We start from the raw sequence: 25875 nt of genomic DNA, 5'->3' as shown, positions 1-25875 counted from the left end.
CTGTGCACCGTTCGACTTGATCTGCGATTTATTCGAACATGGCCATAACCTCATAGAAAAAAAACTGGATTACTGCGTCTTCCGGTAAAAGAGCTTATGGCTCGAGGTTGAAAAACGGCAATATCGAAGCAGCAGACAGTAGGTTATCTTCGTGGTCAGATGACCACGTAGATAAGTAGCTGTTTTAACTGCATTTTTAGAAATGATCTGCAGAGTGAGCTCTTAACTTGGCTGGATACAACGTTGCGCTCTACATCATTCAATCAATGTCTATCCGTGGGATCAACTCATGGCCGCTTGGCAGCAGGCTAAAAATAGCCTCCGCAGGGCAGGCAGCAGAAACGCTCAGTCAAAGTTTCTGCGCGAAGGGAGGAGAAAAGTTATGACAAGTCTATCCTAAAGAAAGCGACCTAAGTGAGCGGAATGATGTCGTCATTTGGTCCAGGATTAACTCGGTTCGGTGGAATCAGTTCACGGACCAATGATGCAGGCCCGCTGGTCGACTTGCTGGTTCTACTTGGAACGACTAAACGCCAATTCTGGATGTATCGATAGGGCTATCAGTTTCGATGACTTCGGCACCTAATGTCGACCTATGCTCCGCGCTGAGTCCAGACGCAATCTCAGGAGTAAGCAACCGAAGACACGCAACGCGCGCTGCCAGCATGCTCGCTGATCTTGGTGAAACTCTTAGCGACGTCAGCAAGTGTCATTTCCGCAAACCTCTTCCGCAGAAGATTATCGGCCTCGCAGAAGACATCCTTCAACGTCCCATAGTAGACCCTGTCGCCGAGGGAGGCATACATCAGCGACAGGCACGACCCTGCCATGCCGGGCAAGTTCCCTTTATATCGAAAATGATTTTCGACGCAGAAGAGATATTGCGCCTCGACCGTGCTGGTATTTGTTTCCTCTTCGAACCGCGCTCGAAGGAGTGTCTCAAAGGAGTGTCTCAAAGGCGCCTCCGACCTTATATTCACCGCCGATGAATGCGTAGCACGAATGGGGATCACCTGCGGGTTGCTGGACGAGGACAGCATCGTCAGCGATGGCGATACCGGCGATCCTAACCCGTGGAATTTTACGGGATGCAACCGCTTGAAAGAACTGGTCTTGCTTGAACTCCATTTGGCCCTTTCAACGCGTTGCGAAAGGTTAACCGGACATGATCGTGATCATCGTTGTGTTCGGATCGCAATGCTGATTTTTATGAGCTAATTTCCGACCTTGGACAGGGCAGAACAATCAATGATGTTGCCAACCGATGTCCGTATGGACAAAATCCTCGCCCTTAAAGGCAACCTTCGTCCTGTAGGCCTTTGCACAGGCATAGGCGAAGCAATCGCCCATGTTGAGCTTTGCCGGATGGTTCATGATCTTCCCAAATCGTAGGGCCGCATCGAGCGCTTTATTGCCAACTTCTGCGGAAATCATCGCATCCTTGCAGTCCAGATCGGCGGCGAACTGATCGACAGTGCGACGGGCGGCGTCCATCATTTCCGGCGTGGCCGGCTTGTCCTTGCCGGTGGTTTCGGTCAGTCGGCGGGTCAATGACAGTGTTGCTTCGACGCGCACGACCGGCGAGACATAGAACGGGCCGCCGTCCTTTTCCAGACGGTCGATAAGAAACGCCGCGTCGTCTTCCTCTGAAAGAATGGCGACGATGACTGAGGCATCGATAAGAAGCATTATTCTTCGCCCCACATTTCATCAGTTTCGCGTTTGTGATCGCCGGGGGCAAACGGGCCAGCCTCTCGCGCCATCGCAAGAGATTTGGACAAGCGGTCGCGGATCGGCAGCTTTGCCTTGCGGTTAGCAATCTCGCGCATAAGCGCGGTCTTCACTGCATCAACCTTGCTTGTTCTGGTGAGGCCGATCAGTTCATCAGTGAGGCGATCCACTTCGGGGTCTTTGATGTATAGAGGCATAACATATCCTTTCGAGGATATTATAATATCCCGATTTTCATATCCTCGCTATATAAATTCGGGTGGGAACGAGTTTCGAGGGGAGGGGCGTGGGCTCCCCTTGGTTCAGTGTCAGGCGCTCGATGCGCCTGAACAGTGAAACCGCTGTGCCTAAAAGACAATTCCCGCACGTTCGTCCAGCGCTTGGCGGATGAAGTTTGCTCGCCTTTTTGAGCATTGCAACGATGTGATCCTGCTTCAATCCGACGAACTCAAACCCTTCTGCCCGAACAGCGTCGACGAGGGCTTCAAGGCTTGGGAATTCTCCGATACGGGTTCCAAGCTATAGATAAGGGTCAGTTCCTGCTGATGGCGAAATGACCCGTCAAGCTCGCCTTGCAGCTTCCAATCGCTATATTCTCAACTTAACGCCCGATTTTCACCGAGTTCTCTACCATTGCTCGGTTCACGATTCGGTGACAAAGCGCCCCTTGCCTCCCGTGTAGTGGTCCCAATCGTTGACCGCCTCGTCCGCCAGCCTTTATTTCAAGGTAGCATAGGTTGCTGCCTCCTCTGGATGGCGGCATGGTAGTCGCGAAAGAGGATTCGGTGCAGATGGTCGGGATGCTCAGGCGCAGATAGATAAAGCCTCTGACCGGGAGAGACTTGGCTCGTGGTAGACACCCACCTGTATCCTGATACAGTTCGCCATGGAACGTGTGTAGTCACCCGTTGCCTGCATTCGTGCAATGCCCTCTCGGATCTCGGCGGCCTGACGGAAGATGATGTCGATGTCTATTTTCGGTTTGGCACAAAGACCGGGTACGGACGTGCTGCCAATATGGTGGATCTCAGTAACTAGTCCCAACAGCAGCAGTTCTATCCGCGCGCGAATTTCCTCGAATAGCTTTGACCACACTGGATCGTAATCTACGACTTCAGTGGACCGGCGTCGGATAAAGCTCATGCCGTTTTTCCATCGCTCGGACGATGCCGTTTTATGATATCGACCACAGTCTTCTTACTGATGGCGAGATCATGCGCGATCCAGCGGTAGCTGCGCCCCTCTGCAATCATCGCCATCACTTTCGGCGTGAGGCGGTCCGACTTTGGCGCACCCTGGTCTATCGGCCGAGCTTTCTGCCCCGTGCCTTCGCCGCTGCCAGACCGGATTTGACCCGTTCGCTGATGAAATCCCGCTCGAATTCGGCAATGCCAGAGAGAAAGGTGGCCAGCATCCGGCCGTGCGGAGACGACAGGTCGAACGCCATGCCGTTCATCGCGATAACGGACACCTTCCAGCTTTCCAACTCGCTCAGCGTGTTGAGGAGGTCGATCGTCGAGCGCCCCATCGAAAAAGCTCGGTCACGAGAATGATATCGATCTGCCCGGCCTGGGCAAGCGCCATGATCTTGCGGCATTCGGCTCGATCTAGCTTCGCGCCGGAACCTGTTGCTTTGAAGATTCCAGTGACGTCGTAACCGGCGCGTCCTGCAAACGCCGTTAGGTAACGCTCCTGCCGTTCGCATGACTGATCGGCAGTGGAAACACGGCAATAAATTGCGGAGCGCTGTCCCAATTGAACCCCCATAGATTTGGCTGCCGGAAAGCCTTGATTTGTATGGGGCGATTGTTGTCCAAAACAGACTTTTGTTTAATTGAGCCAAGCCGCTCGCCAGCTTGCACCAACACCGGACTTTGCGGCTGTCGCAAAATTCCCTATTCTGCGACGTCGCAGAAGCAATAAACAAGTGCCGCTTTAATTGGGAATTACGCGATAGCGCGGCGACCATCTGCGACAGCTTGCTCGAGACGTGGCAAGTTGCTGGTCAATTTCTATCAGAAAGGAGTCTACGGAAATGACGAAACCTACATCCTCTTCGCCCACTTCAGAGGAAGCTGAGACAGAGCGGCTTTTCCTTAGCATGCTGGACGAGCGCAAGAGCGATCGCGAATCGGCCGTGAATTGGCGCCCCGTAAATCCCGATATGCGCCGTGAGAAAAAGCAACTGAAACAGCCGGTTACGCGTGTCGATGTGGACAACATATTTACTTGGCACCTGAACCAGCACACGGTGATCGAGAACGAGACCGATCCCGAATTGATAAAGAACCGTATCTGGCAAAGGCGGGTTGGCGTAAAAGAGAGCGGAAGACTGACCGAGGCACAGATTGCTGCGCACGAAGAGCGGCTGGGAATTCGTCTGCCACTGCCGTGGCGCGACGTCTACAAACATTTCAACGGCGGTTGGGTGGGTACCCTTTTTTGGGGAGACAGGAACAACCCACAGAACGATGATATTGTGCCCATTCCCCAATCAGCCCATCAATATCTGGCGTTGGAGGATGTCGCGCCTCTACGCGATCTTCTACCTGTGGAATGGGAGGAGCTCGATCTCGGCAGGTTGGATTGCAGCAACCTTGATCCACGGTTGATTGCTATTGCCTGTGCCGGTAGCCAAGCTGTTTTGCTGGACTATCGCCAAGGTACGTCGCCACGCGTCTGCAAAGCTTTTTTCAGCAAATACAATGACGATCCTTTGGCCGGGTGGGAAACAGATGAGTTTACTTTCTGGTGGCCAAACATGGCTGTGTTTTTTCGAGGCCTCTACCTGCAGAACCGGGCCGCGTGAGCTTGGTTTGAACCGAACTCATTGACCGGGGCGGGCCAAACCCCGACTCTCACCTTCGTCGCAAAAAATCCTGAGTTTGCGAAAACTCGGGCGACTGAAATGGGTGGAAAAACGAGCGTCCGCATCAAGGACCCAGTGCAGAAGGTGGAGGTTGCCGGCAGCTATTGTTCCGGTGAGAGCATAGTGCTGAGTTTCGAAACAGCTGCCGTGATTGCGGCCTTGTCGGCCCTGTAAAACACCCAGTTTTTGATGGGCTTTGAGTGAACCAGCTCGGCCTCTACCAAAATCTTCAGGTGCCCTGTGACAGTCGGCTGCCTTAGCTCGATTTTCCGAACAATCGCCCCTAGACACACCCCGTCCTCGACCAGATCACCGTCCCTTTGTGGCGGGAAATGCGCCGCCGGGTTCAAAAGCCACTGCACGATCAAAAGCCGCTTATCGTTCGATATGGCGCGCAGGAAGGCCAGGCTTGACGGGTTAGGCTCCTCCATATAGGTATTCTCCTATATAGTTATTATCCTATCTTTATACCTCGTCGCAGGGGAAAGGGCAATGCTCCATGACCGCTCGATCCCAGATGCTGCGGGACTTCGCACCCATCGGCATTCTCAACGGCCTCATCTTCCTGTCGTTCGGCATTCTCTCCCTCGCAGAGGGGCTGAGCTTGGCGCAGGCGTTGGTCGCTTCGTTCCTGATCTACTCGAGCCCGCTACAAATCCTGTTGGTCCAGAACCTTCAGGACGGTGTTGCCCTGGTTCCCGTTATCCTCGCTCTCAACGCCAGGTTTGCGTTGATGACAGCCAGCCTCATGCCTTACATCGCACCCAGCCGTCGAATGGGGTCGGCGGCATGGATGCATTTGATAGTGCCTTCCATCCTTTCGGTATGCCTTTCGACCTTTCGTCGAGGACACGACGAACCGGTTCGCTACTTCCGCAGCATGGGAGTATGGCTGTTTGCCGTCGCCGTGATCGCAACCGCCGTTGGATACCTGGCAACACCCCATGTGCCCGAGGATGCGGTCAAGCCGCTCATCACCTTCGCGCTCGCCATACTGTTCGTTGCGCTGAACGCGCGCCTTTGGCCCAAACGTGCCGACGTATCGTCCTTCTGGATCGGCTTGGGGGCGATGCCAGTGTTCCTGTGGCTCCTCGACGGTCTGGCGATCCTCCTCGGCCCCTTTCTGATCGGCGCCTTGGTTGTCCTGCATGAACAGCGGGAGAATTCGCGAGCATGAGTGTCTGGACATTGATTCTGTTTTCGGGCGGAACCGCGCTCCTGTTCCGCGTCCTGCCCATCGCGTTCGGGCATATTGCGTCGTTGCAGGATACCCGTAGCGTTCTCTACCGGTTCCTGAATTACAGCAGCCAAGCCATGCTGGGCGCGATGTGTTTTACCATGGCCTTCGGTAGGAACGACATTACAATGCTCGTCCACGCGGCCCCTTCCGAGACACTCCTGATCTGCACCCTACTCGTCATTGCCGGCCTCGTCGTCGTCCGTACCGGATACGTCTTGGCCACGGTTCTTTTCGCGACCGGCGCATACGCGCTTTTGCTGCTGCCTTAGGGCAAGGATCGATAGTATGGAAAAGTCAGGCAATGGGTCTGTCGGGCTAATCCGTCCGGCAAGGCGTAGAATGGGTTTTTGCATGATATCGCCCAACGAAACGGGCTTGGCGCTACAACTCCCATGAACGATGGAATTCTGGAAAGGTATTCCTAGTCTAAAGGTGAGAAGTGATGCGCGGCGAATTTTTCCACACTATCGGTCGCTTTCGGTCATTCAAACCCTTCGTAGAAATCAGTCGCGAAAGTTAGCTTTTTGCGATCGACTTTTGCGACAGAAATTTCCTTGATCTTTTAACGCCAGCGATTTTGAGGCAAAAGTCAGGATTTTTGCGAGATTGGGCGTTCCATCAGGTTCATCATCTTCCTGTCATGAAGATTGTTCCGACAGATATGAAGCCATTCCGCTCATACCAAGCAATTAGCCGCGCACCGGAGAGGGAGCAATCGAGCCTGATTTTTTCTCGCCTGCGCTCCGTGCCCATATTGACGACTTTTGCAGTGATCGCCTCACCAATGCCAGTTCCTGCCTTGTTCTGGCGAACGGCAAAAGCGTGCAGTTAGATGCTGTCCCCGACCTCTCGTATCCCCCAATAGGGCCGATCCTCCCAGAGAATGCGGAAGGCGGCGACAGGTTTGTGTCCTACAAGTCCGAGAAAGAGCTCGCTGCGCTCGATCCGTGGAAAAGCCACTCGTCATCGAACGAATAGTTCAAACCCTCGGAACCGTTTGATCTCTATCAAGTTCGCGCTTCCTCCAGTATTTCCGTAAAATGGCCTCGGTTCGCGAGGTCTAAGGCTGAGATTTGGATATCCATATCTACCTCGCAAACCGTCGCGCACCGAAGACGCACAAGATCACCGTGACCGTGACCAGCAACATGAGCCACGTGACCGTCTCGTGAAGGATGGTTGCAGCTAGCGCCAGGCCGAAAAACGGTTGGAGGAGTTGCAACTGGCCGACGGCGGCGATGCCGCCTTGCGCCAGTCCTTTATACCAGAACACAAATCCGATCACCATGCTGAACAGGGAAACATAGGCGAGACTGATCCATGCCGGCATTTCTATCTGGGCAAAGGACGCGGGCATGACGAGGAATGACAGGGCGAGCATAATGGGAAGCGACACCACAAGCGCCCATGAGATGACCTGCCATCCTCCAAGAACCCGCGACAGCTTCGCCCCTTCGGCATAGCCAAGTCCGCACACGATAATTGCCGCCAGCATCAGGAGGTCGCCAATTGGTGAGGCCGCAAGTCCCTGCGCCACGGCAAAGCCGACGACCAGCGCGCTTCCCACGCCCGAGAATAGCCAGAACGCTGGCCTCGGGCGTTCTCCACCTCTCAACACGCCGAAGATGGCCGTCGATAGTGGAAGAAGGCCGATGAACACGATCGAATGGGCGGATGTCACTTGCTGCAAGGCAAGCGCCGTCAGCAATGGAAATCCGACCACTACACCCAGGGCGATGACGATAAGCGACGCGAGATCGCGCCGGGTTGGACGTTTCTCTCGAAACAGAAGCAGCAGACCTAGGCCAAGTACGCCGGCGATCGCGGCGCGCGCGACAGTCAGGAATACCGGATCGAATTGTTGTACCGCCACCCGTGTTGCCGGCAGGGACCCGCTGAAAATGACGACGCCGATGAATCCGTTGACCCACCCGCTAACATGCATCGTTGGATCAGTTCTCGTCGCTGGCATGGTCATGCGGCCCGGCCCGCTCGCGCTAGCCCGTGTTCGACGAGGCGGTCTATAATTTCTGCATAGCTCACGCCGCTCGCGGCCATTGCCTTTGCATACATGCTGATATTGGTGAAGCCCGGAATGGTGTTCACCTCATTGATGACGAACCTCATATCCGACGTCAGGAAGAAATCGACGCGCGCCATGCTATCGCAGCCGAGAGCCCTGAATGCCCTGGCAGCCATATCCTGCATTTGTGCTTCCACCTCGTCCGGCAGCTCGACCGGAACTTTGAGCGCCGCCCCGTCCTCATCGATGTATTTTGCGTCGTAGCTGTAGAAACCATGACTTTCGGCGGGAGTGATCTCACCGGAGCGGGACACGAATAATTCGCCCGAAGCATATTCGAGAACGCTGAACTCGATTTCGCGACCCTGTATGAATTCTTCAGCCAACAGGTCGCGGTCATGACGGAAGCCCTCGGCCAGCGCTGGCATGAACTCCTGACTTCCCGAAACTTTTCTGACACCGACTGACGATCCCTGCCGGGCCGGCTTGATAAACAGAGGGAGCCCAAGCTCGCTTTCGAGCGCTGCGAATTCAGGTGCTCGCCCCGCGCTAATCGTTACGGATCTTGCAATGGGCAGACCGGCAGCTTTGAATAAGCGCTTGGCGATAATCTTGTCCAGCGCCGTCGCAGAGCCAAGAATCCCGCATCCGACAAGCGGCACTCGCGCCACTTCCGCGACGCCCTGAACAGAGCCATCTTCACCATAGAGCCCGTGCAGAACCGGGAAAAGGATATCGATCCTTCCAGCTTCGCTGATGTGGCCATCCGTCCCAATCGCGATCATTTGCCCCCGTCCTCCAGGGACAAGAGAGAGCTGTGTGCCGATTTCAGGCTGGAATAGCGCATCGCTCTCGAATTTGCTCAAAAGCCAGCGCCCTTCGCGCGTCACGAAGATTGGAACTGCATCGTATTTCTCGGGGGCCAGAGTATTGATGACATTGGTCGCTGAAAGGACAGAGACGTCATGTTCGGCAGAGCGACCGCCGAAAAGGACTGCAATGCGCAATCTGGTGGGACGAACAGGCATAGAAACTCCAGGGATTGGCTTTGAAAGCAGTGTTACAAACTTACGGCGATCCCCCGACCGGCAAAGAACCGATCAAAGACATCGAGCGGCAGTATGGCGTCTGTCTGGCTCGCTCGATTATGGCCGGATGGATTATGAAAACAGATAGCTTGCGAAGAGGCCGACGTGATCGGCACCAGATGGCCGCCCTTTGAGGGCGGACCCTGATCGGGCCAACGGATCGAATGATGCACCGATGCGATGAAAAACTGCCAGCGCGACAGAAGCTTCGAGATGGCCGCCGCCTCGAAACCTGTCATGATTTCGGCTTTCAGTTTGAAACGGCTGGAAACCATCTCGACAAACGGCGCGTAGATCAGCCCTTTCATGGAAGCTCCGTCTTCATTGACGACATAGCCGCCGTGCTGGGCGCAGGCGCGGGGAAGCTCAAACGTGGGGTAAGTCTCGCCTCGCGTTGCGAGGATCATCTTCAGGCAGGCCATGCCGCAAAGATTGGTAGCCCACTGCGCGTATTCCTCGACCGTCTGAGCTCCGGATTGCTGCCAAAGCGGATCATCCAGCAAGGCGCCGGTCCCTTTGCAACAACAGGCGACGTCATTTCGGGCGTTTTCCACTGACTGAAGTAAGGCACGTTGTTCGTTGGCATTCCCGACCCTAATTTCTCTGGTTCGCGTATTGACTTGGAAAAGTGGATCAATAGGAGTACAAAAATAGATCAAAATAAAGGGCCACTTTAGATGATGACATCGAGCTACTTGAGAGCAGGAAGATGAAGCTGAAAAGGCGTAGAGAGAGCCCATCTGCCGGCTTCCAGCCCAATGTCGACCCGTCTGCATCTGCATCCCTGGCCCGGCAGCTCTATCTTGCGCTACGTGAGGCGATTGCCGATGGACAATTGAAGGCAGGGCAGCGGCTACCTTCCACCCGCCTTGCCTCTCAAGAATGGAGGCTGTCTCGGGGGACGGTTGCGGAAGCATATGAAATCCTGATTGCCGAAGGCTATGCCGCCGCACGGCATGGCTCCGGCACGTTTATCATTCGGAGCGCTTCCGACCCGGTTCTAGAAACTGGTGAGCGTGGTCACAAAGATGGGTTGGCAGAAGCGACCAGCCGCAGCCTTTCGAAGGCAGCTACTATGGTTCTAAACTGGGGACCAAGCCTCGAACCGCAAAAAATGTTGCCATTCGTGACGGGCCGTATCGCGCATGATGCCCGCACGGCGGGCCTCTTGAACCGCATTGCCGGCAGACACATGAATTACGCCTTCGAAGGCTATGGCGACATCCAAGGGGAACCAGACTTGCGGGCCGCGATCGTTGCGCATCTGGCTGTATCGCGTGGTGTACGGTGCACGGCCGAGCAGTTGTTCATTACCGCTGGAACGCAACAGGCGCTCGATCTTGCCTTTCGCGTCCTGGCTTCGCACGGTGATGCCGTCATTGTCGAAGACCCTTGCTACCCACCCGCCCGACAATGTCTGGCGCTCAATGGCGCAAAGATCATCGGGTTGCCGGTAGATCACGATGGCATCATAACCGAAAGCCTATCGGACAACCAACTGGAGCCGCCGGCGTTGTTTTATCTCACGCCCTCAAACCAGTATCCGGTCGGCTCCGTTCTTTCCCTGCCGCGCCGGCTGGAGCTTCTTGCCTATGCGCGGGAGAAAGGCTGCTGGATCGTCGAAGACGATTACGATAGCGAGTTTCGTTACGAGGGGCATCCGATCGCATCGCTACAAGGGCTCGATCAGGCCAATCGTGTCCTATACACGGGCACGTTCAGCAAGGCGCTACTGCCGAGCCTGCGTCTCGGCTACCTCGTCGTTCCGGTCGACCTTGTGCCGGTGTTCAGGGCAATACGGCCAGCACTTGATCGCTGCCCGCCGACATTCCAGCAACGTGTCGTCGCCGATTTTCTGAACGAGGGATATTTTCCTGCGCATCTGCGGCGGCTTAGAGAGAGGCTCCGCGCTTCTCGCGATCTGCTTGCCGAGCTACTGAAGGATCGCGTCAACGAGTATCTTGACGTCGGAATACCAGACCAGGGAATTAACATGACTGCTCGCAGCACAGGTGCGTGGACGAGCGATACCGCTATCTCACAGGCCGCTCTGAGCAAAGGCGTCGTCGTTATGCCGCTTTCCCGGATGAACGTCACGTCGTCTGATACGTCGCGATTGATGTTCGGTTTTTCAGGGCTTTCAGTACAGGAAGCCGACAGAGGAACGCGGCTTCTGGCTGAGGCTTTCAAGTTGTAAGGATTCGCAAAAGTCCCGATTATAGCGACACTTGTTTTCCTGACTTTAGCGACGTCGCAGAATACGGAGTTTTGCGGCAGTCGCAATGTCCGGTATCGGCGCGAAGCTGCCAAGGCAGCAGTTGGCACATTGCGGCCGTAGCGAAGCCAAGCAGGCTAGTGTCGAACTCCTTCCACAGGAAGCCATCGACATCCTTGGCCGCTTGCGCCGTCGCAGAGGCGCTTTATTGCAGCTGATGACCAAAGTAGACAGTGCCAGACTTTGCCGTAGGGACATCGAAGTCATGGAAGGCACCTGGATACACTACAAGCCGTATCTCAGGGCTTCTGCCACTCAAGTGGGTCAACCTCTCCTGACATTTAGCAGGAGGTCCCCAATCGTCTAGTTCGCCCACCATTATGAGCGTCCAGATTTTGGACGGACTCTGGTGAACGAGAAAGTGGTCGAGCGTGATGTTGCTTGCGGGTTCCGAGCGAGACAGTCCGTAGCTGGATGGTCGACGACTGCCGTTGGCACTTTCGTCAGCCACACGCCCAATCCAACTTCATGTCACGGAAATCGAGTTGGGCGTTACCGCCGCCAAAGTTGTACCCACCGAAATACTCATCAAATTCAACGTAGTATGGGCTGAACGCCGGGATGTTCTGCACCGGCCGCATCGTGCCACCTATATGCGCATCCTTATGGTCCTTCGCCCAATCGTGTATCCGAAACGCATCCTGAATGCGCTGACGTCCTTCCTCGGTGTCAGTTGAGATCGCCGTCGGATCTTCGGCCCAATAGAAGTAAGACTGATAGCCTTCGCTGTCGCACGCCCAACTCTCGCGCGGCGGCACGCCGGCATTGGGATCGCTATTACGGGGTGTCCAGCGAACAGCCCGATTGTACGTCACATCGGGCGGCGGTTTCCCACCGAAGGTCAGCTTAAGCTGGCTCTCTTGCTCATATTGATTCAAGCCAGTCATTTTCCAATATGATGCTGCCGCTCCCATCGTCATCCAATCCGGCTTTCGATTGGTCTCGACAAGCGGTTCTGGCGGCTGACAGAGTCTGCCGTAAAATTCGAGTTGCGTCAGCAGGATCAGCGCATATTCGCACCCTAGAATATCCTGCATACGATGAAGCCGGGAATGATCCTGCATCGCCTCGACCTCGGAGCGCACACCTTCGACTTCGAAAAACGCCCCGTCGCAATGATCAGGTGCTGTCGCAAAGAAGCTCAATGCGACATTCTCTGATCCATGGACGCGATAATCTTCCGGCAGCAACAAGGTGAAGCCGTGCATCAGCGGGTAGCCATTGTTCGGATCGAGCGGCCACTGTTCCCGTGTGATACCGGGCGGCAAGCCGAACACCCATCCATGGCAATCAGGCCCCGGCTCCGCCTGACGTGGGAGCATCTCAAGGTCGTACGCTTTCAAAAGTAGGCTCCCTTGTCCGAGTCTCCGTAAAAATTTTTGCTATTCTCGAAGTTGCAGAATAGGTAAATTTGCAATAGCCGCAATGGCTGATCATCGGTCAATGAGATACCGAACGATTTCATGCTGATTGTTTTCAGACTTCCGTCTTTCTTGAGTGCGTCGAGCGCATGATTATATCGTTGACGAGTTTTTCATCCAGTTTGCGCAAGCCAATCCCGACACCCGGACCGAAGATGCCGCCAGAAATGCGGGCCCCGAACTCGCAGAGGCGTGCCGACACCCGATATGCGCAAGAAACTCGCCGTTGACTACGATAGAATGTCAGCGATGATCTTTACAAACCCACTTGGCTTCGAAGCTGTTATGAAGAGTATTGAAGCGCTTGAGGAGGCTGTCAACGCGGCCAAATAGTCGATCAGCAGTCCGCAAAAAAATTCGATGCAACTATCTTGGTGTTGGAGGTTGCCGGTTAGGCAAACGAGCGATAAAAAGCCTACTGCGGGTCAAGTGGCTGCAGGACATTAAAAGGAATTCTCATGGCTACCGGTACAGTTAAATTTTTCAATGACGACAAGGGATTTGGCTTCATTACGCCTGAGAATGGTGGAACGGACGTGTTCGTTCACGTATCTGCCTTGCAGCAGGGTGGGTCCCTGAGAGAAGGTGACAAGGTCACTTTCGAAGTTGGCCAGGACCGCAAGACCGGAAAATCGAAGGCTGAGAACGTTAGCGTGCTCTGACCTGCGGGCCGCGAGGCCAGCCTGACCGCTGAACAGCGCCAAGCTGGCCTCGCTCTCTACGGGCTTGATGAAAGTTCCGGCTTTTCACCTTCAGCGTGTCTATGTGCAAATCCGGCACGAGAAAATCCCGCGCCTCGGGCAATGGTTTTGTCTATCGCTGAGAATCCCCGCCATCTGCCGAGCCGTGAGCAAACCTGTCTCCGCGCCCGGATAGGGCTCTAAACACGACATCCATGTCAGCCAGACCGGAGAAGTCCACAGACAGGCGAATAGCTGCTGGGCGACCAGGTGCACGACCTCCCTTTCCCGCCGGATTCGTCCGTTGATAGCCATCATGTTTGATCCGAGTACAACGCGGCGCCGCTTCTCGAAGAGACTCGGCCAAACAACGACATTCGCTGCACCTGTCTCGTGCTTGCTCGTGATGGACGTGACCCTCTTCGCGCTTCTCGGCTTCTGCCAAACCCGAACGAGACCTGCGGTGCAAGTCCTCTACAACGTTATGGCCTTAGGTCATCTGCCGGAGCTCGACTTCAGGCTCTGCCTGCTCGGCGATCGACTTCTGCTAGCGGTCTGTAGCGGCAATGGCTCGTCGCGCAACGCCTTATGACCACATCGAGCGCTCGTCGCTTGTTGTCGTCGCCGGTGACCAGCAAGTCCAGCACACACTGAGGCGATATCAGCCATCACGCCCCAGTTTTTTGTAGCGGCCCTCGAACCTATTCTCTGGTCTCATAGTCAATCTTTTGCCCCGAAATATGCGAATGTTTCGGAACGTCGAAACGTTATACATCGCGCCCGGGCCTATTTAATGTAAGCGAGCGACCTGAAATCTTGTCGAATAGATGCATGTGGTTCATGTTTATCGACAACGAAGCAGTCCGGCCTGCACGAGGGTCGCACTCCGGGTCGACCGTGGCGCACAGAACCATTTCGCCGATGTTAAAATATACCATGGTGGCAGCACCTAGCGGCTCGACAAGATCGACGCGCGCATCAAAATCCGCAAACCCTGGACGATCCTGGCGGCTCGATATCGATTCCGGCCGAATGCCGAAGACCACCGGATTTCCCGCAAACCGCGCATAGTCCACGGCCCTCGCTGCGGGCACTGCGAGTTCCGTACCATCGACCAGCTTCAAGGCCATCCCCGTGGTTTTCGCGACAAGCGTTGCATCGACAAAATTCATTGATGGAGATCCGATGAAGCCAGCGACGAACTGGCTGGCTGGGTGGTGGTATAGCTCCTGTGGTGGACCGGCCTGTTCGATCAAGCCACCATTCATAACCACAACGCGATCAGCCATTGTCATAGCTTCGATTTGGTCGTGTGTCACGTACACGGTCGTGGTCGGCAGCAACTGGTGCAGGCGCTTGATCTCCGTGCGCATTTGCACACGCAACTTGGCATCTAAGTTCGACAACGGCTCGTCGAACAGGAAGACTTTGGGGTTGCGAACGATTGCCCGGCCCATCGCCACACGCTGGCGCTGGCCACCGGAGAGCTGGCCCGGCCTGCGGTCAAGAAGGTCTTTGATATGCAATGTGTCGGCGGCGCGATCGATACGCGCTGTTATATCGGATTTGGGAAGCTTCTGCTGCTCAAGGCAGAACGAGATGTTCTCGCGCACTGACATATGCGGATAAAGCGCATAGTTCTGGAACACCATCGCAATGTCACGCTTGCCCGGCCCAAGCCGGTTGACAACCCGATCGCCAATCGTGATCTCGCCATCAGTGATATGCTCCAGCCCGGCGATCATTCGCAGCGTCGTTGATTTTCCGCAGCCGGAAGGGCCAACGAAAACAACGAACTCGTTATCTTCGATATCCAAATTGATACCGCGCACCGCCTCGTAGATGCCGTAGGATTTGACGAGGTTCTTCAATTGTAACCGTGCCATGATCCGCTCCTACTTTTCCTGCAACCAGACCAGCATCGCGCCAGCGGTGCGATTGGCCCAGAGATGATACGGAATTGCCTTGATGTGTCTTGGTGTCATGCGCGGCGGCGCAGTGCGGTAGAGGTTGTTCCCTTCCCAATCATCTGCGTTCGCCTCAATGGCTTGCGTCTCAAGAACGACGGCGCCACCGAGAAGGTTTTCATCAAATCGCGCGTCGATCTGCGCATCTGATGGCAGGCGCAGGCGCTGCGGTTCCCCACCGATATCGGCAGCTTCAACGCAATAGACCACCGGCCCGCGTTTCAGTGCCACCCGCCCACCATCTTCGCTGACGGCGGGATGAGCATAGAGACGATCAACCGGCATCGCGAAGGACAGACGGATCTCGTCACCGTTTTGCCAATCCCGCACAATCGAGACATAGCCTTTGGTCGTGGTAGCCTTCACGTCAACGGCTTTGCCATTCACCATCACACTGGCATCACGGCACCATCCAGGAATGCGCAGTTTGAGCGTGAAGTGGCTCGCCTTTTCGAGTGACAATGTCAGCGCGATATCACCTTCCCAAGGATAACGCGTTTCCTGTTTGAGCCGTACAAAACTGTCGCCAACTGTCAATTCCGCGATGTTTGCACCATAGAGATGAACAGCCAGAGCATTATCGCTGGCGGAATAGAAATACTGACCGAGCGAGGTGATGAGGCGTGCGATGTTGGTGGGGCAGCAAGGGCAATAATGCCATTTCCAGCGCCGATTTTGCCCGTGACTTTCCAGCACGTTCTCATAGAAATAATGCTCGCCATCACGCGATATGCCGGACAGCGCGCCATTGAAAAGCACCGTTTCCAGCATGTCGGTGAACTTGCTGTCGAGATCGGTCTGCGCCATGCGGTGGCTCCAGAAACCAAGCGCGATTGCGGCGCAGGTTTCAGCGTAAGCCGTTTCATTTGGCAGATCGTATTCCTGTGTGAAACCCTCATTTGACGCGGAGGGCCCAAGGCCACCAGTTATATAAAGCTGCCGTCCGGTGAGGTTGTCGAACAGTCGATCGCAGACATCCTTCAGGCCCGGATCATCATTTTCATAGGCAAGATCGGCCATGGCCGAAAACAGATACATGGCACGCACGGCATGGCCGACAACTTCCGTCTGCTCTCGAACCGGCATATGCGCCTGACTATAGGCATAGGTCTGGTAGACATAGTCTTCAGGGTTTTCGCCACGTTGGCGCGCTTCTTCATCGTAGTAGGAGGGCATCTGCCCGCGCTCATCGACAAAATAGGTGGCAAGTTTCAGGTGGCGAAGATCGCCCGTGACGCGGTAGAGTTTGACCAATGCCAACTCGATTTCCTCATGGGCGTCATAGCCGCGCAGCTTGCCGGGTTCGGTGCCGAACGTATCGATGATGTGGTCGACGGCGCGGATCATAACATCCAGAAAACGGCGTTTGCCGGTTGCTTCGAAATAGGCGACGGCTCCTTCCAGCAGATGGCCCATCGAATACATTTCATGAAGGTCGCGCAGGTTGGTCCAGCGCTTTTCCGGCTCGCGGCGGATGAACCAGCTATTCAGATAACCATCCGCCATCTGCCCCTTTTCCAGTTTCGTGACGATATCATCGATCTTAGCCTCAATCACCGCATCGGGATGGGCTTTCAGCGTATAACTGGCGGCCTCGATCCATTTGCCAAAATCGGAATCGAAGAAATGCTGCATGGACAGCCCACTGGGCTGGACAGGCCGGGCCAGTGGGCCGGCTGGTTTATCGAAATCGAGAACTTCGAGGAAACCCTCCTCATCCAGCCTTTGGTGCTGACTGGGAATGGTGACGCGGCGCACGGTCTCCGTCCAGCTCTGCCAGAAGCCATCGTTAAAGACCACGCGGGAATGGTCAGCGGGGACATAACGCTGCGTCTTTGCAGGTTTTGTCTTTTGAGCATGAGGGAAACTGGACATAACAACTCCTTGGTCGGAAAGACCACTGTTACTTGACGGCGCCGGAGGTCAGGCCGCGCACGTAATATCGTTGCAAAAGAAGGAAAAGCAGGATGCACGGCAGCATGGTGACGGCGATGCCCGCCTGAAGTGCACCCCAATCGATAATGCCGTAAATGCCAGACGCAACATTCACCAGCATGATCGGCAAAGTGAACTTGTTCTGGTCCGACAGGAAAATCAGCGCCGCCAGAAACTCGTTCCATGAGTTGAGGAAAGCGAACATGGCCACGGTGGCAACACCAGGCAGGGCAATAGGCAACATGATGCGCCGCAGGATCGTCGCCTGCGAAGCCCCATCGATACGGGCCGCCTCAATAAGCGCTTTTGGCACGGCATCGAAGGCATTGCGCATCATAAAGATCGAGAATGGAAGCTGGAAGGTCACGTAGATTAGCACAAGACCGAAAAGACTGTTCTGCAGTTTCAAGACTTTGAGGATCAGGAAAAGCGGCGTCAGGATCGACTGGAACGGGATCATCATCGTCGCCATGATCAGAATGAACAGCAGCGACTGCCCGGGGAAACGGAATTTTGAAAAACCATACCCCGCAGGCACCGAGATGAGAACCGTCAGCATAACGGTTCCGACAGCAATCATCACGGAGTTTCCGGCATAGACATACCAGCCCGCACCGACATGCTCCAGACGGCGATAGTTTTCCAGCGAGAACGTCTTTGAAAACAGTGCCGCAGGGTTTGCGAGCGCTTCTGCCGCCGGCTTGAAGGAGTTGGCGAACGACCAGACGATCGGCATGATGAAGAAGATCGCGAAGAGCAGCGCGACGAGCAGGAAGCCGAGAAACGATAGGTGTTCACTGGCAGGTTTCCGCGCGGGTTTGTGGAGCATTCGATCCATTCAGCCCTCCTCCGGCCGTTGGCGCAGAAAGACGAACTGGATCGCACTTATCGCAACCAGCACGACGAGCAAAGCAAACGAGATCGCCGAGCCATAACCGAGGCGGTAAGACGAGAAGGATGCGAGGTAGATTGAGAAAACCGCTGATATGGTGCCGTTGGCGGGTCCGCCCTGCGTGATGATGAAGAACTGGTCGAACGCCAGCATGGATGACGTCACATTCAGGACGAGCGCCAACACCACGGAATTGCGCATCAAGGGCAGCGTGATGCGCCGGAAACGGCTCCACGCATTTGCACCATCGATCTTGGCGGCCTCGATCACATCATTCGATATGCCCTGAAGGCCGGTCAGCAGAATGACCATGGTGAATCCAGCGGTTTTCCAGACGACCATCAGGATGACGACGGCAAGTGCAGACCAGAAACTTTCCAGCGGTCGTGGCGCGCTGTCGATCAATCCTATGCCGCGCAGTAATTGGGCAAACACTCCGCTATCCGGGTTTAGCAGCCACATCCATAATGTCGATGCCGCGCCAAAACCAATGACCACAGGCATAAAATAGATGGTGCGGAAAAAGCCGATAATGCGAAGCGGACGATCCACCAAAAGCGCCAGCGGGAAAGCCACAAGCATGATGGCCGCCGTAACAAGGACGGTGTAAAGCAAGGTGAAGCCGAACGAATGCCAAAGCTGAACGTCATCCATCAGTTCGGCATAATTGGCCAGCCCGATAAATTTGCTGCGTCCAAGAAGCGGCCAATTGTAAAAGCTCATCCAAACCGTCATCACCAGCGGCACGAGAAATAGGCCTAAGATAAACACGAAGCTGGGCGCGATGAATGCGATCCCAAGCCAACCCTTCGGCTCAGGCTCTCCTCCACCAACCGCGCGCGGTTTACTGCGTAGCGCCGACAACGTCACTGCACCCTCCGTTCTGTTTAAATATATTTTTACGGCGGTGGATCACAGGGCGCCGTTACATGCTTTGCGATCCACAAAACTGCCGTTAGTTCGGATTTGTACGTTCCAGGATTTTTGTAAAATCAGCCTGTGCCTTGACAATCGCTCCATCCACATCATCACCAAAGATCGTGCCCTGGATGAGGTTGAGGAAAGGACCGGTCTTGCTCACGAAAAGCTCGTCAGACGAGAAGGTGTAGGGCGTGCGCGCCTTGGCCAGAATGTCGTAGGCAACAAGGTTGCGCTTGTCGAACTTGGCATAGGCCTCTTTGGCGAGGTCTGTGCGCGACGGCATGCCGGATTCCTGCGTGATATAGACTTGCTGTTCCGGCTGCATGTAGAAGTTGACGAAGTCGAGAGCGACCTTCTTCTTCTCTTCACTGATGCCCTTGATCAATGAAAGCGTATCGCCGCCAGCAAAGCTCGATTCACCGCCTTTGGGTCCGGGGATCGGCGCAACGTTGAACTTCACGTCAGGATATTTGCTCGACAGTAAGTTGACGATGTAGGAACCGGTCATGAGGATACCGACTTTGCCGGATGCGAATGCCTCGACCGCATTGTTGCCGTTGCCGGAACGCGAGGTCGGATGGATTGCGCCGGCCTTCCACATGTCGCGGTAAGCGGCAATCGTATCGCGCATAACAGGCGTATCGATAGTTGCCTTGAGGCCATCGTCGCTCAGCACGTCGGCTTTGCCAGCCCACAGGTGCGGTAGGAAGTCATAGATCAGCCAGCTTCCGGAATTGGCGACGAAGTAAAATCCGTAGGTCTCATTGCCAAGCGCGGTGATTTTCTTGGCATCCTGCGCGATTTCTTCAAGTGAAGCCGGAGCCTTGTTCGGATCAAGGCCGGCTTTGGTAAAGAGATCGGTGTTGTAGGCGATGATAGAAGCGTCAGGCAGAGCGGGCACGCCGTAAATCTTATCCTCGTAAGTCGCGAGGCGAATATGTGATGGGCTCAACGCAGTGCCGTAAGGCAGACCCTTCACGAAATCGGTGATGTCCTCAAGGCCATCAGCGGCAGCAAAGGTCGGCAGATAGATCAGATCGAGCACGGCAGCATCGGGTGCCGCACCGCCAGCAATGGCAGCGCCAAGTTTCGGCACCATCTGTTCTGCGGTGATCTGTGTCACGTTGACTTTGTCGGAGTGGGACGCATTGTACTTTTCAGCCAACCCCTGCAGGACCGCACCGGACGATGTACGGACCCACAAAGTCACCTCTGCGGCGCTGGCGAGAGAAGAACTTGCCAGCAACATAAGAACGGTGATCGTTGTTTTAAATCGAAGCATGCTAGTTCCCCTTTTTTCGCTTTTTTGGCCATGAAATCATGGAGACAAACCAAAGGGTAATGCGGATTTTCTCAACTGTCGACAGTCAGTGCACAACGAACCACTAAGAATCTGATAAAACCTTTTAACAGCTCATTTATTTCTGATAAAACGTTTTATCACACGAGGTAACAGGACCAAAAATGAACGATAAAGTCGGCAAAAGACGTACGATACACGATGTGGCGGAGGCTGCGGGCGTTAGCATTTCTACAGCGTCAAATGCCTTGAATGGCACCGGCAGAACGAATCCTGAAACGCGTGACCGGGTCCGTAAAATTGCTGAAGAGATCGGTTTTCGGCCCAACGCACTCGCGCGTGGATTGCTGCAAAAACGTAGCCATGCAATCGGCATGTTGACTAACGACACTTATGGAAGATTGACGTTGCCTGTCGCAGCCGGTGTGTCTGAAGTCTTAGTTGATCAGGGTGTTTCTGTCTTCCTCTGCGCAACCAACAATGATCCTCGTCTGGCCAAACTGCATCTTGAGGCGCTTCTTGACCGGCAGGTGGATGGCATCATCTTCACGGCCACCCGCCTCGACATGAAGGCCCCCGTCGAACTCACCCGCCTGCATATACCGATCGTCTACGTCTTTGCAGAAGGACCAGAGACAAGCGTGGCCTTCGTTCCTGATGACGCGCAGGGGGCAAGACTGGCTGTCCAGCAACTGATGAAATCGGGCCGGTCGCGTATTCTCCACATCACCGGTCCAGAGGATTACAAGTCCGCCCGCACGCGCGCAGACGCCTACCGTGAATGTGTTGGAGACCACGCCGAGGTGATGTTTGGTGAATGGTCGGAAGATTGGGGCCGCGAGGCGGTCAACACGGTGTTTTCTAACGAGAAATCAAATCCGGACGCAATCTTTTGCGGGAGCGACGAAATCGCGCGCGGTGTCATTGATGCGCTCAGGGATCTCAATATCTCGGTGCCCGGCGACGTGGCTGTAGTCGGCTTCGATAATTGGGAGGTCGTGTCGAAGCAAACCCGACCGCCACTTACAACGGTTGATATGGAACTCAAAGAACTTGGCCATAAGGCCGGATTGGCTATCCTTGCGCTTTCAAAGGGCGAAACAACAGGGCTGGGCGTAACTAAGCTGCCGTGTAGTTTAGTCGTTAGGAAATCCTGCGGCTCTCATTAGCAATTCACCAACGAGCTTGTCGGCTGGAAGCCCCGACCGACTTGAATGGATCATCGGCCAAATACAGACGGCCGTCCAATTGGTACCGACTTCACTCCTGAACAGGCGTCCGACAGCCAGATGGCGGAGCGGACGTTGCAAAGAAAAAGCGAGCCTGGGCCAATATCCCGTCAACAAAAACCGCAAGGAAAACTTTTCGTTCAGCTCATGGATCTATCGCCAACGTAACCCTGTCGAGCGGCTCTTCAACAAGCTCAAGCAATTTGGAGGCATCGCTACCCAGCATGACAAGGACCCGCAAAAACTTCCTTGCAGCCGTAAAACATCTCGCCACCCGGATATGGATCAGGTCCTCAAGAGACCACGCCCTAGCTCTATCCAGCATGGTATTCGGATTCGAGAAGAGTTCCTTCTTCAAGCTAGATGCCATCAGTACTTTGTATTGCGAGTTGGTAGCAGGAGTTAGTAAAGGCCAGACAATGACCGTCTCTCAGAGGCATTTGATCGCGGATAACGAGATCATCCTAGCCGCTTTTAGCGCCTCTCATCGCACTCCAAACATGCGAACTTGTCAGCGGCATATCGATGTTACGAACACCTGCTCCCCAGAGCGCATCCAAGGCGGCATTTACGACCGCTGGTGGCGCGGCTATCGCGCCTGCTTCCCCCATTCCTTTTGTGCCGAGCGGGTTGTTCAGACAGGGTATTTCGATTGTCCGTGCCGCGATGGTGGGCAGATGACTGGCAAGCAGCATCGCATATCCATCGAAGTCGTATGAAGCGAGGTGTCCGCTTTCGCCATATACCACCTGCTCGCACAGCGCTTGGCCGATGCCCTGAGCGACGCCGCCGTGGACTTGACCGGCGACGAGCATAGGATTGATGATCTTGCCGAAATCATCGACAGCGGTGTAAGCGACAACTTCGATCGAACCGGTTTGTGGATCGATTTCCACCTCGCAGATATGACAGCCATTCGTAAAGGTGCCAACAGACGGGACGAATTCTCCATAGCCTTGGAGAGCCTCGCCCTTGGTTGCCAACAGCGCGACGACTTCGAAGATGCCGATGGTGTGGTTGGTGCCGCTGACCCTGAACACGCCATTTTCAAAAGTGATTGCGTCCTGGGAGACATTGAAAAACTCGGCAGCCGTGCTTGCTCCCGTGTCTATGGCTTTTTGCGCCGCATATTCTGCCGCAACACCACCCAGCGGAATCGACCGGGAACCGGCGGTCACGCTGCCTGCCCGCATCCAGGCGGTGTCGCCTTGCCGGATGGTGACGGATTCGAAAGGGACGCCCAATTTATCCGCGACGATCTGCGAATAGGCGGTGATGTGGCCTTGCCCGCTGGACTGCGTTCCGAGCGTGACCGTCACTGTCTGATCTGTTTCAAAAACGAGTTGCGCCTGCACGATGGGTTCACCGGCGCAGACACCGATATAGCTGGATATTCCCAAGCCTCGATAGCGACCTATGCTTTCGGAATGCCGGCGCCGCTCGGCAAAGCCATTCCAGTCTGCGTCGCATAATGCCTCTTCCAGCAACAATGGGAAGTTACCGTCGTCATAGACATGGCCAAGTCTGCTCTCGTAGGGCATGGCGTCGGACTGAACGAAATTTCTGCGACGGATTTCGATGGGGCCAATCCCGCTTTGGCGTCCGGCCAGGTCGACAAGACGTTCGATCATGTAGGTCGCTTCCGGGCGGCCTGCACCGCGGTAGGATTCGACAGGCCCGGTATTGGTAAAGACGCCTCGTACTTCCACGTGGGCGGCTGGAAAAACATAGGCCCCCTCATGCATGCGGTCGCCGGTCGGGATCGTCGGTGCATATTCGGAGAGGTAGGCACCCATATTGGCGATGGTCGAAACTCGAAGGCCGAGAAACTTGCACTGGTCGTCCATTGCCAGTTCGGCGCGGGTCACATTGTCCCGCCCGTGCGTGTCGGAATAGAAACTCTCCGTACGGTCCGCGATCCAGCGCACGGTCCGTCCCGTCCGGCGCGAAGCCCATAGAACCAGCACATATTCCGGCGTCAGGAAAAGCTTCGTGCCGAAACCGCCGCCAACATCATGCACGACGACGCGGACTTTATCCTCCGGCACGTCGTTGAGGACGAATTTGCACAGAGTATCCTTGATCCAGTGCGCACCCTGGCAGGACAGATGCAAGGTGTAACCACCGTCATCGTCCCACAGTCCAACGGCACCGCGTGGCTCCAAAGGCGAAGGTGCTACGCGATTGTTGACGATATCGAGGGACACAATCTGTGCGGCGTTGGCGAAAGCCTGTGATGTCGCCTCTTCATCACCAACCTCCCAGGTGAAGTTGATATTGCCGGGAACGTCCGTATGAACAGAGGGCGCGTTTTCATCGAGTGCTCTCGCGGGGTCCGTTACAAACGGCAGCTCTCGAAAGGTGATGGAGAGGTGCTCGCTTGCATCGCGTGCCTGTTCCAACGTTTCCGCAACGATCATGACAATGGGTTCGCCGACATAGCGGACAGTACCAATGGCCAGAATGGGGTGGTCGGGAAATGTCTGCGTGGTGCCGGGTTTAAGCGGAATGCGAATGCAGCAGGGCAAAGGCGGAACGCCATCCCTTTTGACATCCTCGCCGGTGAGAATGGCAACAACGCCCGGCATGTCTGCTGCTGCCGTGGTATCGATATTCATGATCTCAGCGTGTGGATGTGGCGATCTGACGATGTGGACCTGACAGGCGCCATCGAAGCTGACATCAGCGAGATACTGGCCGGAGCCGGTCAGAAACCTGCGATCTTCCTTGCGACGAATGGGTTTACCAACAGTCTTTTCCATTCGAACACCTCTGCACAACAGGAACTAAATGCGCGGCCAGCGCCCAGACAGCCGCGCATTGCGTCAGTAAATCATCAAAGACCGTATTCCGCTTTCCATTTGGCTCGGAAATAGCTTTCGTAATCCGAGCTGATCACAGGGATCGGACCGGAGGCGCCGATATTGGCCTTTGTGAGGATATAGGGCTCCATGAATTTGAGGCCGTAACCCTTTTCGAACACATCGTAGGATGTGTTGATCGGCGTTTCCTTGGACCAGAAGCTGAGAAGCTGGTCGAAACCGACCCAGACGGAGGCCTCGAGCGGCAAGTCCATCACGCCATCCACCTTGCCTTTGCGGATCAGATCCACGGTCTGGGCTGTGGTATAGTCGCCAACGATGATCGGGCGTTTGTCACCCGTCACACCTTCGCCATCGAGAGCCTGGGAAATCAGGGGGATGCAAAGGTCGCACACGGTCCAGATGCCAGCGAGATCAGGGTGCTGCTGCACCGCCTGCTTCGACATCGCAATCGTGTCCTGCACGATATTGCCGAGATCAAGATCGTGCTTGATGACGATTTCGACATTCGGATTAGCAGCGGCCGCTTTGATGACTTCCTGCTCTTCGATGAGATTGGCCAAGCCAACAGTCGGCGCGGTCAAAAGCATGAATTTCAGCTTGGCGTCCGGGCCTTTGCGCTGCTTGGCGTTATCGAAAAGCCATTTTGCCGAAAGCTGTGCCGAGGCCACACCCGGGCTGCCATACTGGATAATCAGTGGTGTCGGCTGAACGCTGCTGACCATACCGATAACCGGTATTCCAGCGTCTTTCGCATCACGCAGCGCAGATCCCATCGGGCCGGGGCTGGTGGAAATGGTAAAGATCGCGCTGGCGCTCTGCGCGACCATGGATGTCGCACATTGCGCGACCTTCTGTGCGTCGAAGTTGGGGTCGCAGGTAATGACTTCGAACTTAAGCAATTCGGCCAGTGCCTTGACGGGTTCCAGAATGCGGTTGCTGGACGCCGATTGGCCGGAGAGCAGGACGACGCCGATCTTTTTATCCGTCGGCAGGGTGGCGGTTCCCTTGGATTTGCCGTCGGCAGCACCGGATTCGGCAGCCTGTTTCTGTTGCGCGTCGGTGGATTGAAGCTTCCAGACCTGAGCGTCCTGCGCCATGACCTGGCCGGCCAGCAACGCCATCGCGGCGGTTGCGGTGATCTGGAGCTTGAAAGCCCGAAGGCGACTGGCGAGCGTTCCCATGTTTTTCATTCGTTCACCTCTTGATTGTTTTTGTTTTCAACAACGCATCCGTTCAGGGCCGAGAAGATTGTCAGTCGGATGTGATCAGGCAATGAGCTGGCAAGCCAGATACTGGCGTACCCTTGGCGGGGCAGCATGAAGCCGCCTGCATAACTCTACCGAACGCCGACTATGCTGCTGGTCATCCGGTTTTGTGCGTTGCTGAATTGACTTATCATTCATTAAGGAAGAAAGTCAATCGACAACACGGTCGCAGACAATGCGGATCGGTTACCGCTTTTGATTTTTGAAGGAGAGA

The 25875-nt window shown here is 55.2% G+C and carries 22 protein-coding genes and 4 pseudogenes; 7 read left to right on the top strand and 19 right to left on the bottom strand.

Annotated features, from left to right (window positions below):
- Positions 1-623: 623 nt before the first annotated feature.
- The 5 genes and pseudogenes from QRN55_RS05185 to QRN55_RS05165 form a co-directional block, all read right to left on the bottom strand.
- A complete protein-coding gene (locus QRN55_RS05185) occupies positions 624-830 on the bottom strand; it encodes a hypothetical protein (RefSeq protein WP_284775395.1) in 207 nt (68 codons plus the stop codon).
- 415 nt (positions 831-1245) lie between these two features.
- Entirely contained in the window at positions 1246-1689 is a 444-nt protein-coding gene (locus QRN55_RS05180) for a type II toxin-antitoxin system VapC family toxin (RefSeq protein WP_284775393.1), read from the bottom strand.
- Positions 1689-1928 (bottom strand): type II toxin-antitoxin system VapB family antitoxin, encoded by a 240-nt coding sequence (locus QRN55_RS05175; protein WP_112500304.1) that lies wholly within the window; start codon positions 1926-1928, stop codon positions 1689-1691. The genes QRN55_RS05180 and QRN55_RS05175 overlap by 1 nt, the downstream gene beginning before the upstream one ends.
- A gap of 607 nt (positions 1929-2535) precedes the next feature.
- Positions 2536-2874 carry a GrpB family protein gene (locus QRN55_RS05170; protein WP_284775390.1) on the bottom strand — a complete coding sequence of 113 codons (339 nt, stop codon included), beginning with the start codon at positions 2872-2874 and terminating at the stop codon, positions 2536-2538.
- 157 nt (positions 2875-3031) lie between these two features.
- Positions 3032-3498: pseudogene (locus QRN55_RS05165) on the bottom strand (recombinase family protein).
- Positions 3499-3766: 268 nt separating this feature from the next.
- Here QRN55_RS05165 and QRN55_RS05160 point away from each other — a divergent pair.
- Positions 3767-4540, top strand: a complete 774-nt coding sequence (locus tag QRN55_RS05160) for an SMI1/KNR4 family protein (protein WP_284775389.1) — start codon at positions 3767-3769, stop codon at positions 4538-4540.
- A gap of 161 nt (positions 4541-4701) precedes the next feature.
- Here QRN55_RS05160 and QRN55_RS05155 read toward each other — a convergent pair whose 3' ends face one another.
- The gene (locus tag QRN55_RS05155) at positions 4702-5031 is read right to left on the bottom strand and encodes an ArsR/SmtB family transcription factor (protein ID WP_111838640.1); all 330 of its coding nucleotides are present in this window, start codon (positions 5029-5031) and stop codon (positions 4702-4704) included.
- A gap of 68 nt (positions 5032-5099) precedes the next feature.
- Here QRN55_RS05155 and QRN55_RS05150 point away from each other — a divergent pair, with 68 nt between their 5' ends.
- Entirely contained in the window at positions 5100-5777 is a 678-nt protein-coding gene (locus tag QRN55_RS05150) for an AzlC family ABC transporter permease (protein ID WP_284775386.1), read from the top strand.
- Positions 5774-6109: an AzlD domain-containing protein gene (locus QRN55_RS05145; RefSeq protein WP_111838642.1), complete on the top strand. Its 336-nt coding sequence runs from the start codon at positions 5774-5776 to the stop codon at positions 6107-6109. The genes QRN55_RS05150 and QRN55_RS05145 overlap by 4 nt, the downstream gene beginning before the upstream one ends.
- A gap of 358 nt (positions 6110-6467) precedes the next feature.
- Here QRN55_RS05145 and QRN55_RS24415 read toward each other — a convergent pair whose 3' ends face one another.
- The 4 genes and pseudogenes from QRN55_RS24415 to QRN55_RS05130 form a co-directional block, all read right to left on the bottom strand.
- Positions 6468-6668, bottom strand: coding sequence for a GNAT family N-acetyltransferase (locus QRN55_RS24415; RefSeq protein ID WP_350225180.1), 201 nt, complete (start codon positions 6666-6668; stop codon positions 6468-6470).
- Between the two features lie 259 nt (positions 6669-6927).
- The gene (locus QRN55_RS05140; protein ID WP_284775471.1) at positions 6928-7812 is read right to left on the bottom strand and encodes a DMT family transporter; all 885 of its coding nucleotides are present in this window, start codon (positions 7810-7812) and stop codon (positions 6928-6930) included.
- Between the two features lie 2 nt (positions 7813-7814).
- On the bottom strand, positions 7815-8891 hold the full coding sequence (locus tag QRN55_RS05135) for a D-alanine--D-alanine ligase family protein (protein ID WP_284775384.1): 1077 nt from the start codon (positions 8889-8891) through the stop codon (positions 7815-7817).
- A gap of 32 nt (positions 8892-8923) precedes the next feature.
- A pseudogene (locus QRN55_RS05130) lies at positions 8924-9537 on the bottom strand (cysteine peptidase family C39 domain-containing protein).
- A gap of 123 nt (positions 9538-9660) precedes the next feature.
- Between QRN55_RS05130 and pdxR the strand changes: the two are divergent.
- Entirely contained in the window at positions 9661-11148 is a 1488-nt protein-coding gene (gene pdxR / locus QRN55_RS05125) for a MocR-like pyridoxine biosynthesis transcription factor PdxR (protein ID WP_284775382.1), read from the top strand.
- Between the two features lie 521 nt (positions 11149-11669).
- Here the strand turns inward: pdxR and QRN55_RS05120 are convergent.
- Positions 11670-12569 carry a hypothetical protein gene (locus tag QRN55_RS05120; protein WP_284775381.1) on the bottom strand — a complete coding sequence of 300 codons (900 nt, stop codon included), beginning with the start codon at positions 12567-12569 and terminating at the stop codon, positions 11670-11672.
- A gap of 536 nt (positions 12570-13105) precedes the next feature.
- Between QRN55_RS05120 and QRN55_RS05115 the strand changes: the two genes are divergently transcribed.
- Positions 13106-13309, top strand: a complete 204-nt coding sequence (locus QRN55_RS05115; RefSeq protein WP_111838649.1) for a cold-shock protein — start codon at positions 13106-13108, stop codon at positions 13307-13309.
- Here QRN55_RS05115 and QRN55_RS05110 read toward each other — a convergent pair.
- The 6 genes and pseudogenes from QRN55_RS05110 to QRN55_RS05085 form a co-directional block, all read right to left on the bottom strand.
- Positions 13296-13915 (bottom strand): annotated as a pseudogene (locus QRN55_RS05110) (hypothetical protein); the annotation flags it as partial. The gene QRN55_RS05115 and the pseudogene QRN55_RS05110 sit on opposite strands and share 14 nt — an antisense overlap.
- Before the next feature lie 179 nt (positions 13916-14094).
- Entirely contained in the window at positions 14095-15213 is a 1119-nt protein-coding gene (locus QRN55_RS05105; RefSeq protein ID WP_284775378.1) for an ABC transporter ATP-binding protein, read from the bottom strand.
- A 9-nt stretch (positions 15214-15222) separates the two neighbouring features.
- A complete protein-coding gene (locus QRN55_RS05100; RefSeq protein WP_284775377.1) occupies positions 15223-17169 on the bottom strand; it encodes a glycoside hydrolase family 127 protein in 1947 nt (648 codons plus the stop codon).
- Between the two features lie 28 nt (positions 17170-17197).
- Positions 17198-18067 (bottom strand): carbohydrate ABC transporter permease, encoded by an 870-nt coding sequence (locus QRN55_RS05095; RefSeq protein ID WP_284775375.1) that lies wholly within the window; start codon positions 18065-18067, stop codon positions 17198-17200.
- Entirely contained in the window at positions 18068-18991 is a 924-nt protein-coding gene (locus QRN55_RS05090) for a carbohydrate ABC transporter permease (protein ID WP_284775373.1), read from the bottom strand.
- Between the two features lie 85 nt (positions 18992-19076).
- A complete protein-coding gene (locus QRN55_RS05085) occupies positions 19077-20324 on the bottom strand; it encodes an ABC transporter substrate-binding protein (protein WP_284775371.1) in 1248 nt (415 codons plus the stop codon).
- A 182-nt stretch (positions 20325-20506) separates the two neighbouring features.
- Between QRN55_RS05085 and QRN55_RS05080 the strand changes: the two genes are divergently transcribed.
- Entirely contained in the window at positions 20507-21511 is a 1005-nt protein-coding gene (locus tag QRN55_RS05080; protein ID WP_284775370.1) for a LacI family DNA-binding transcriptional regulator, read from the top strand.
- 60 nt (positions 21512-21571) lie between these two features.
- A pseudogene (locus tag QRN55_RS05075) lies at positions 21572-21864 on the top strand (transposase family protein); the annotation flags it as partial.
- Between the two features lie 171 nt (positions 21865-22035).
- Here the strand turns inward: QRN55_RS05075 and QRN55_RS05070 are convergent.
- Together QRN55_RS05070 and QRN55_RS05065 are read right to left on the bottom strand one after the other, a co-directional pair.
- Positions 22036-24333, bottom strand: coding sequence for a xanthine dehydrogenase family protein molybdopterin-binding subunit (locus QRN55_RS05070; RefSeq protein ID WP_284775368.1), 2298 nt, complete (start codon positions 24331-24333; stop codon positions 22036-22038).
- A 74-nt stretch (positions 24334-24407) separates the two neighbouring features.
- On the bottom strand, positions 24408-25586 hold the full coding sequence (locus QRN55_RS05065) for a sugar ABC transporter substrate-binding protein (protein ID WP_284775366.1): 1179 nt from the start codon (positions 25584-25586) through the stop codon (positions 24408-24410).
- Positions 25587-25875 lie beyond the last annotated feature (289 nt).

Origin of the sequence: Agrobacterium sp. lyk4-40-TYG-31, from assembly GCF_030209855.1 — a bacterium.
Classification (GTDB): domain Bacteria; phylum Pseudomonadota; class Alphaproteobacteria; order Rhizobiales; family Rhizobiaceae; genus Agrobacterium; species Agrobacterium vaccinii.
Note: the sequence above shows the minus strand (reverse complement) of the source record. Positions and strands in the feature narration are given on the sequence as shown.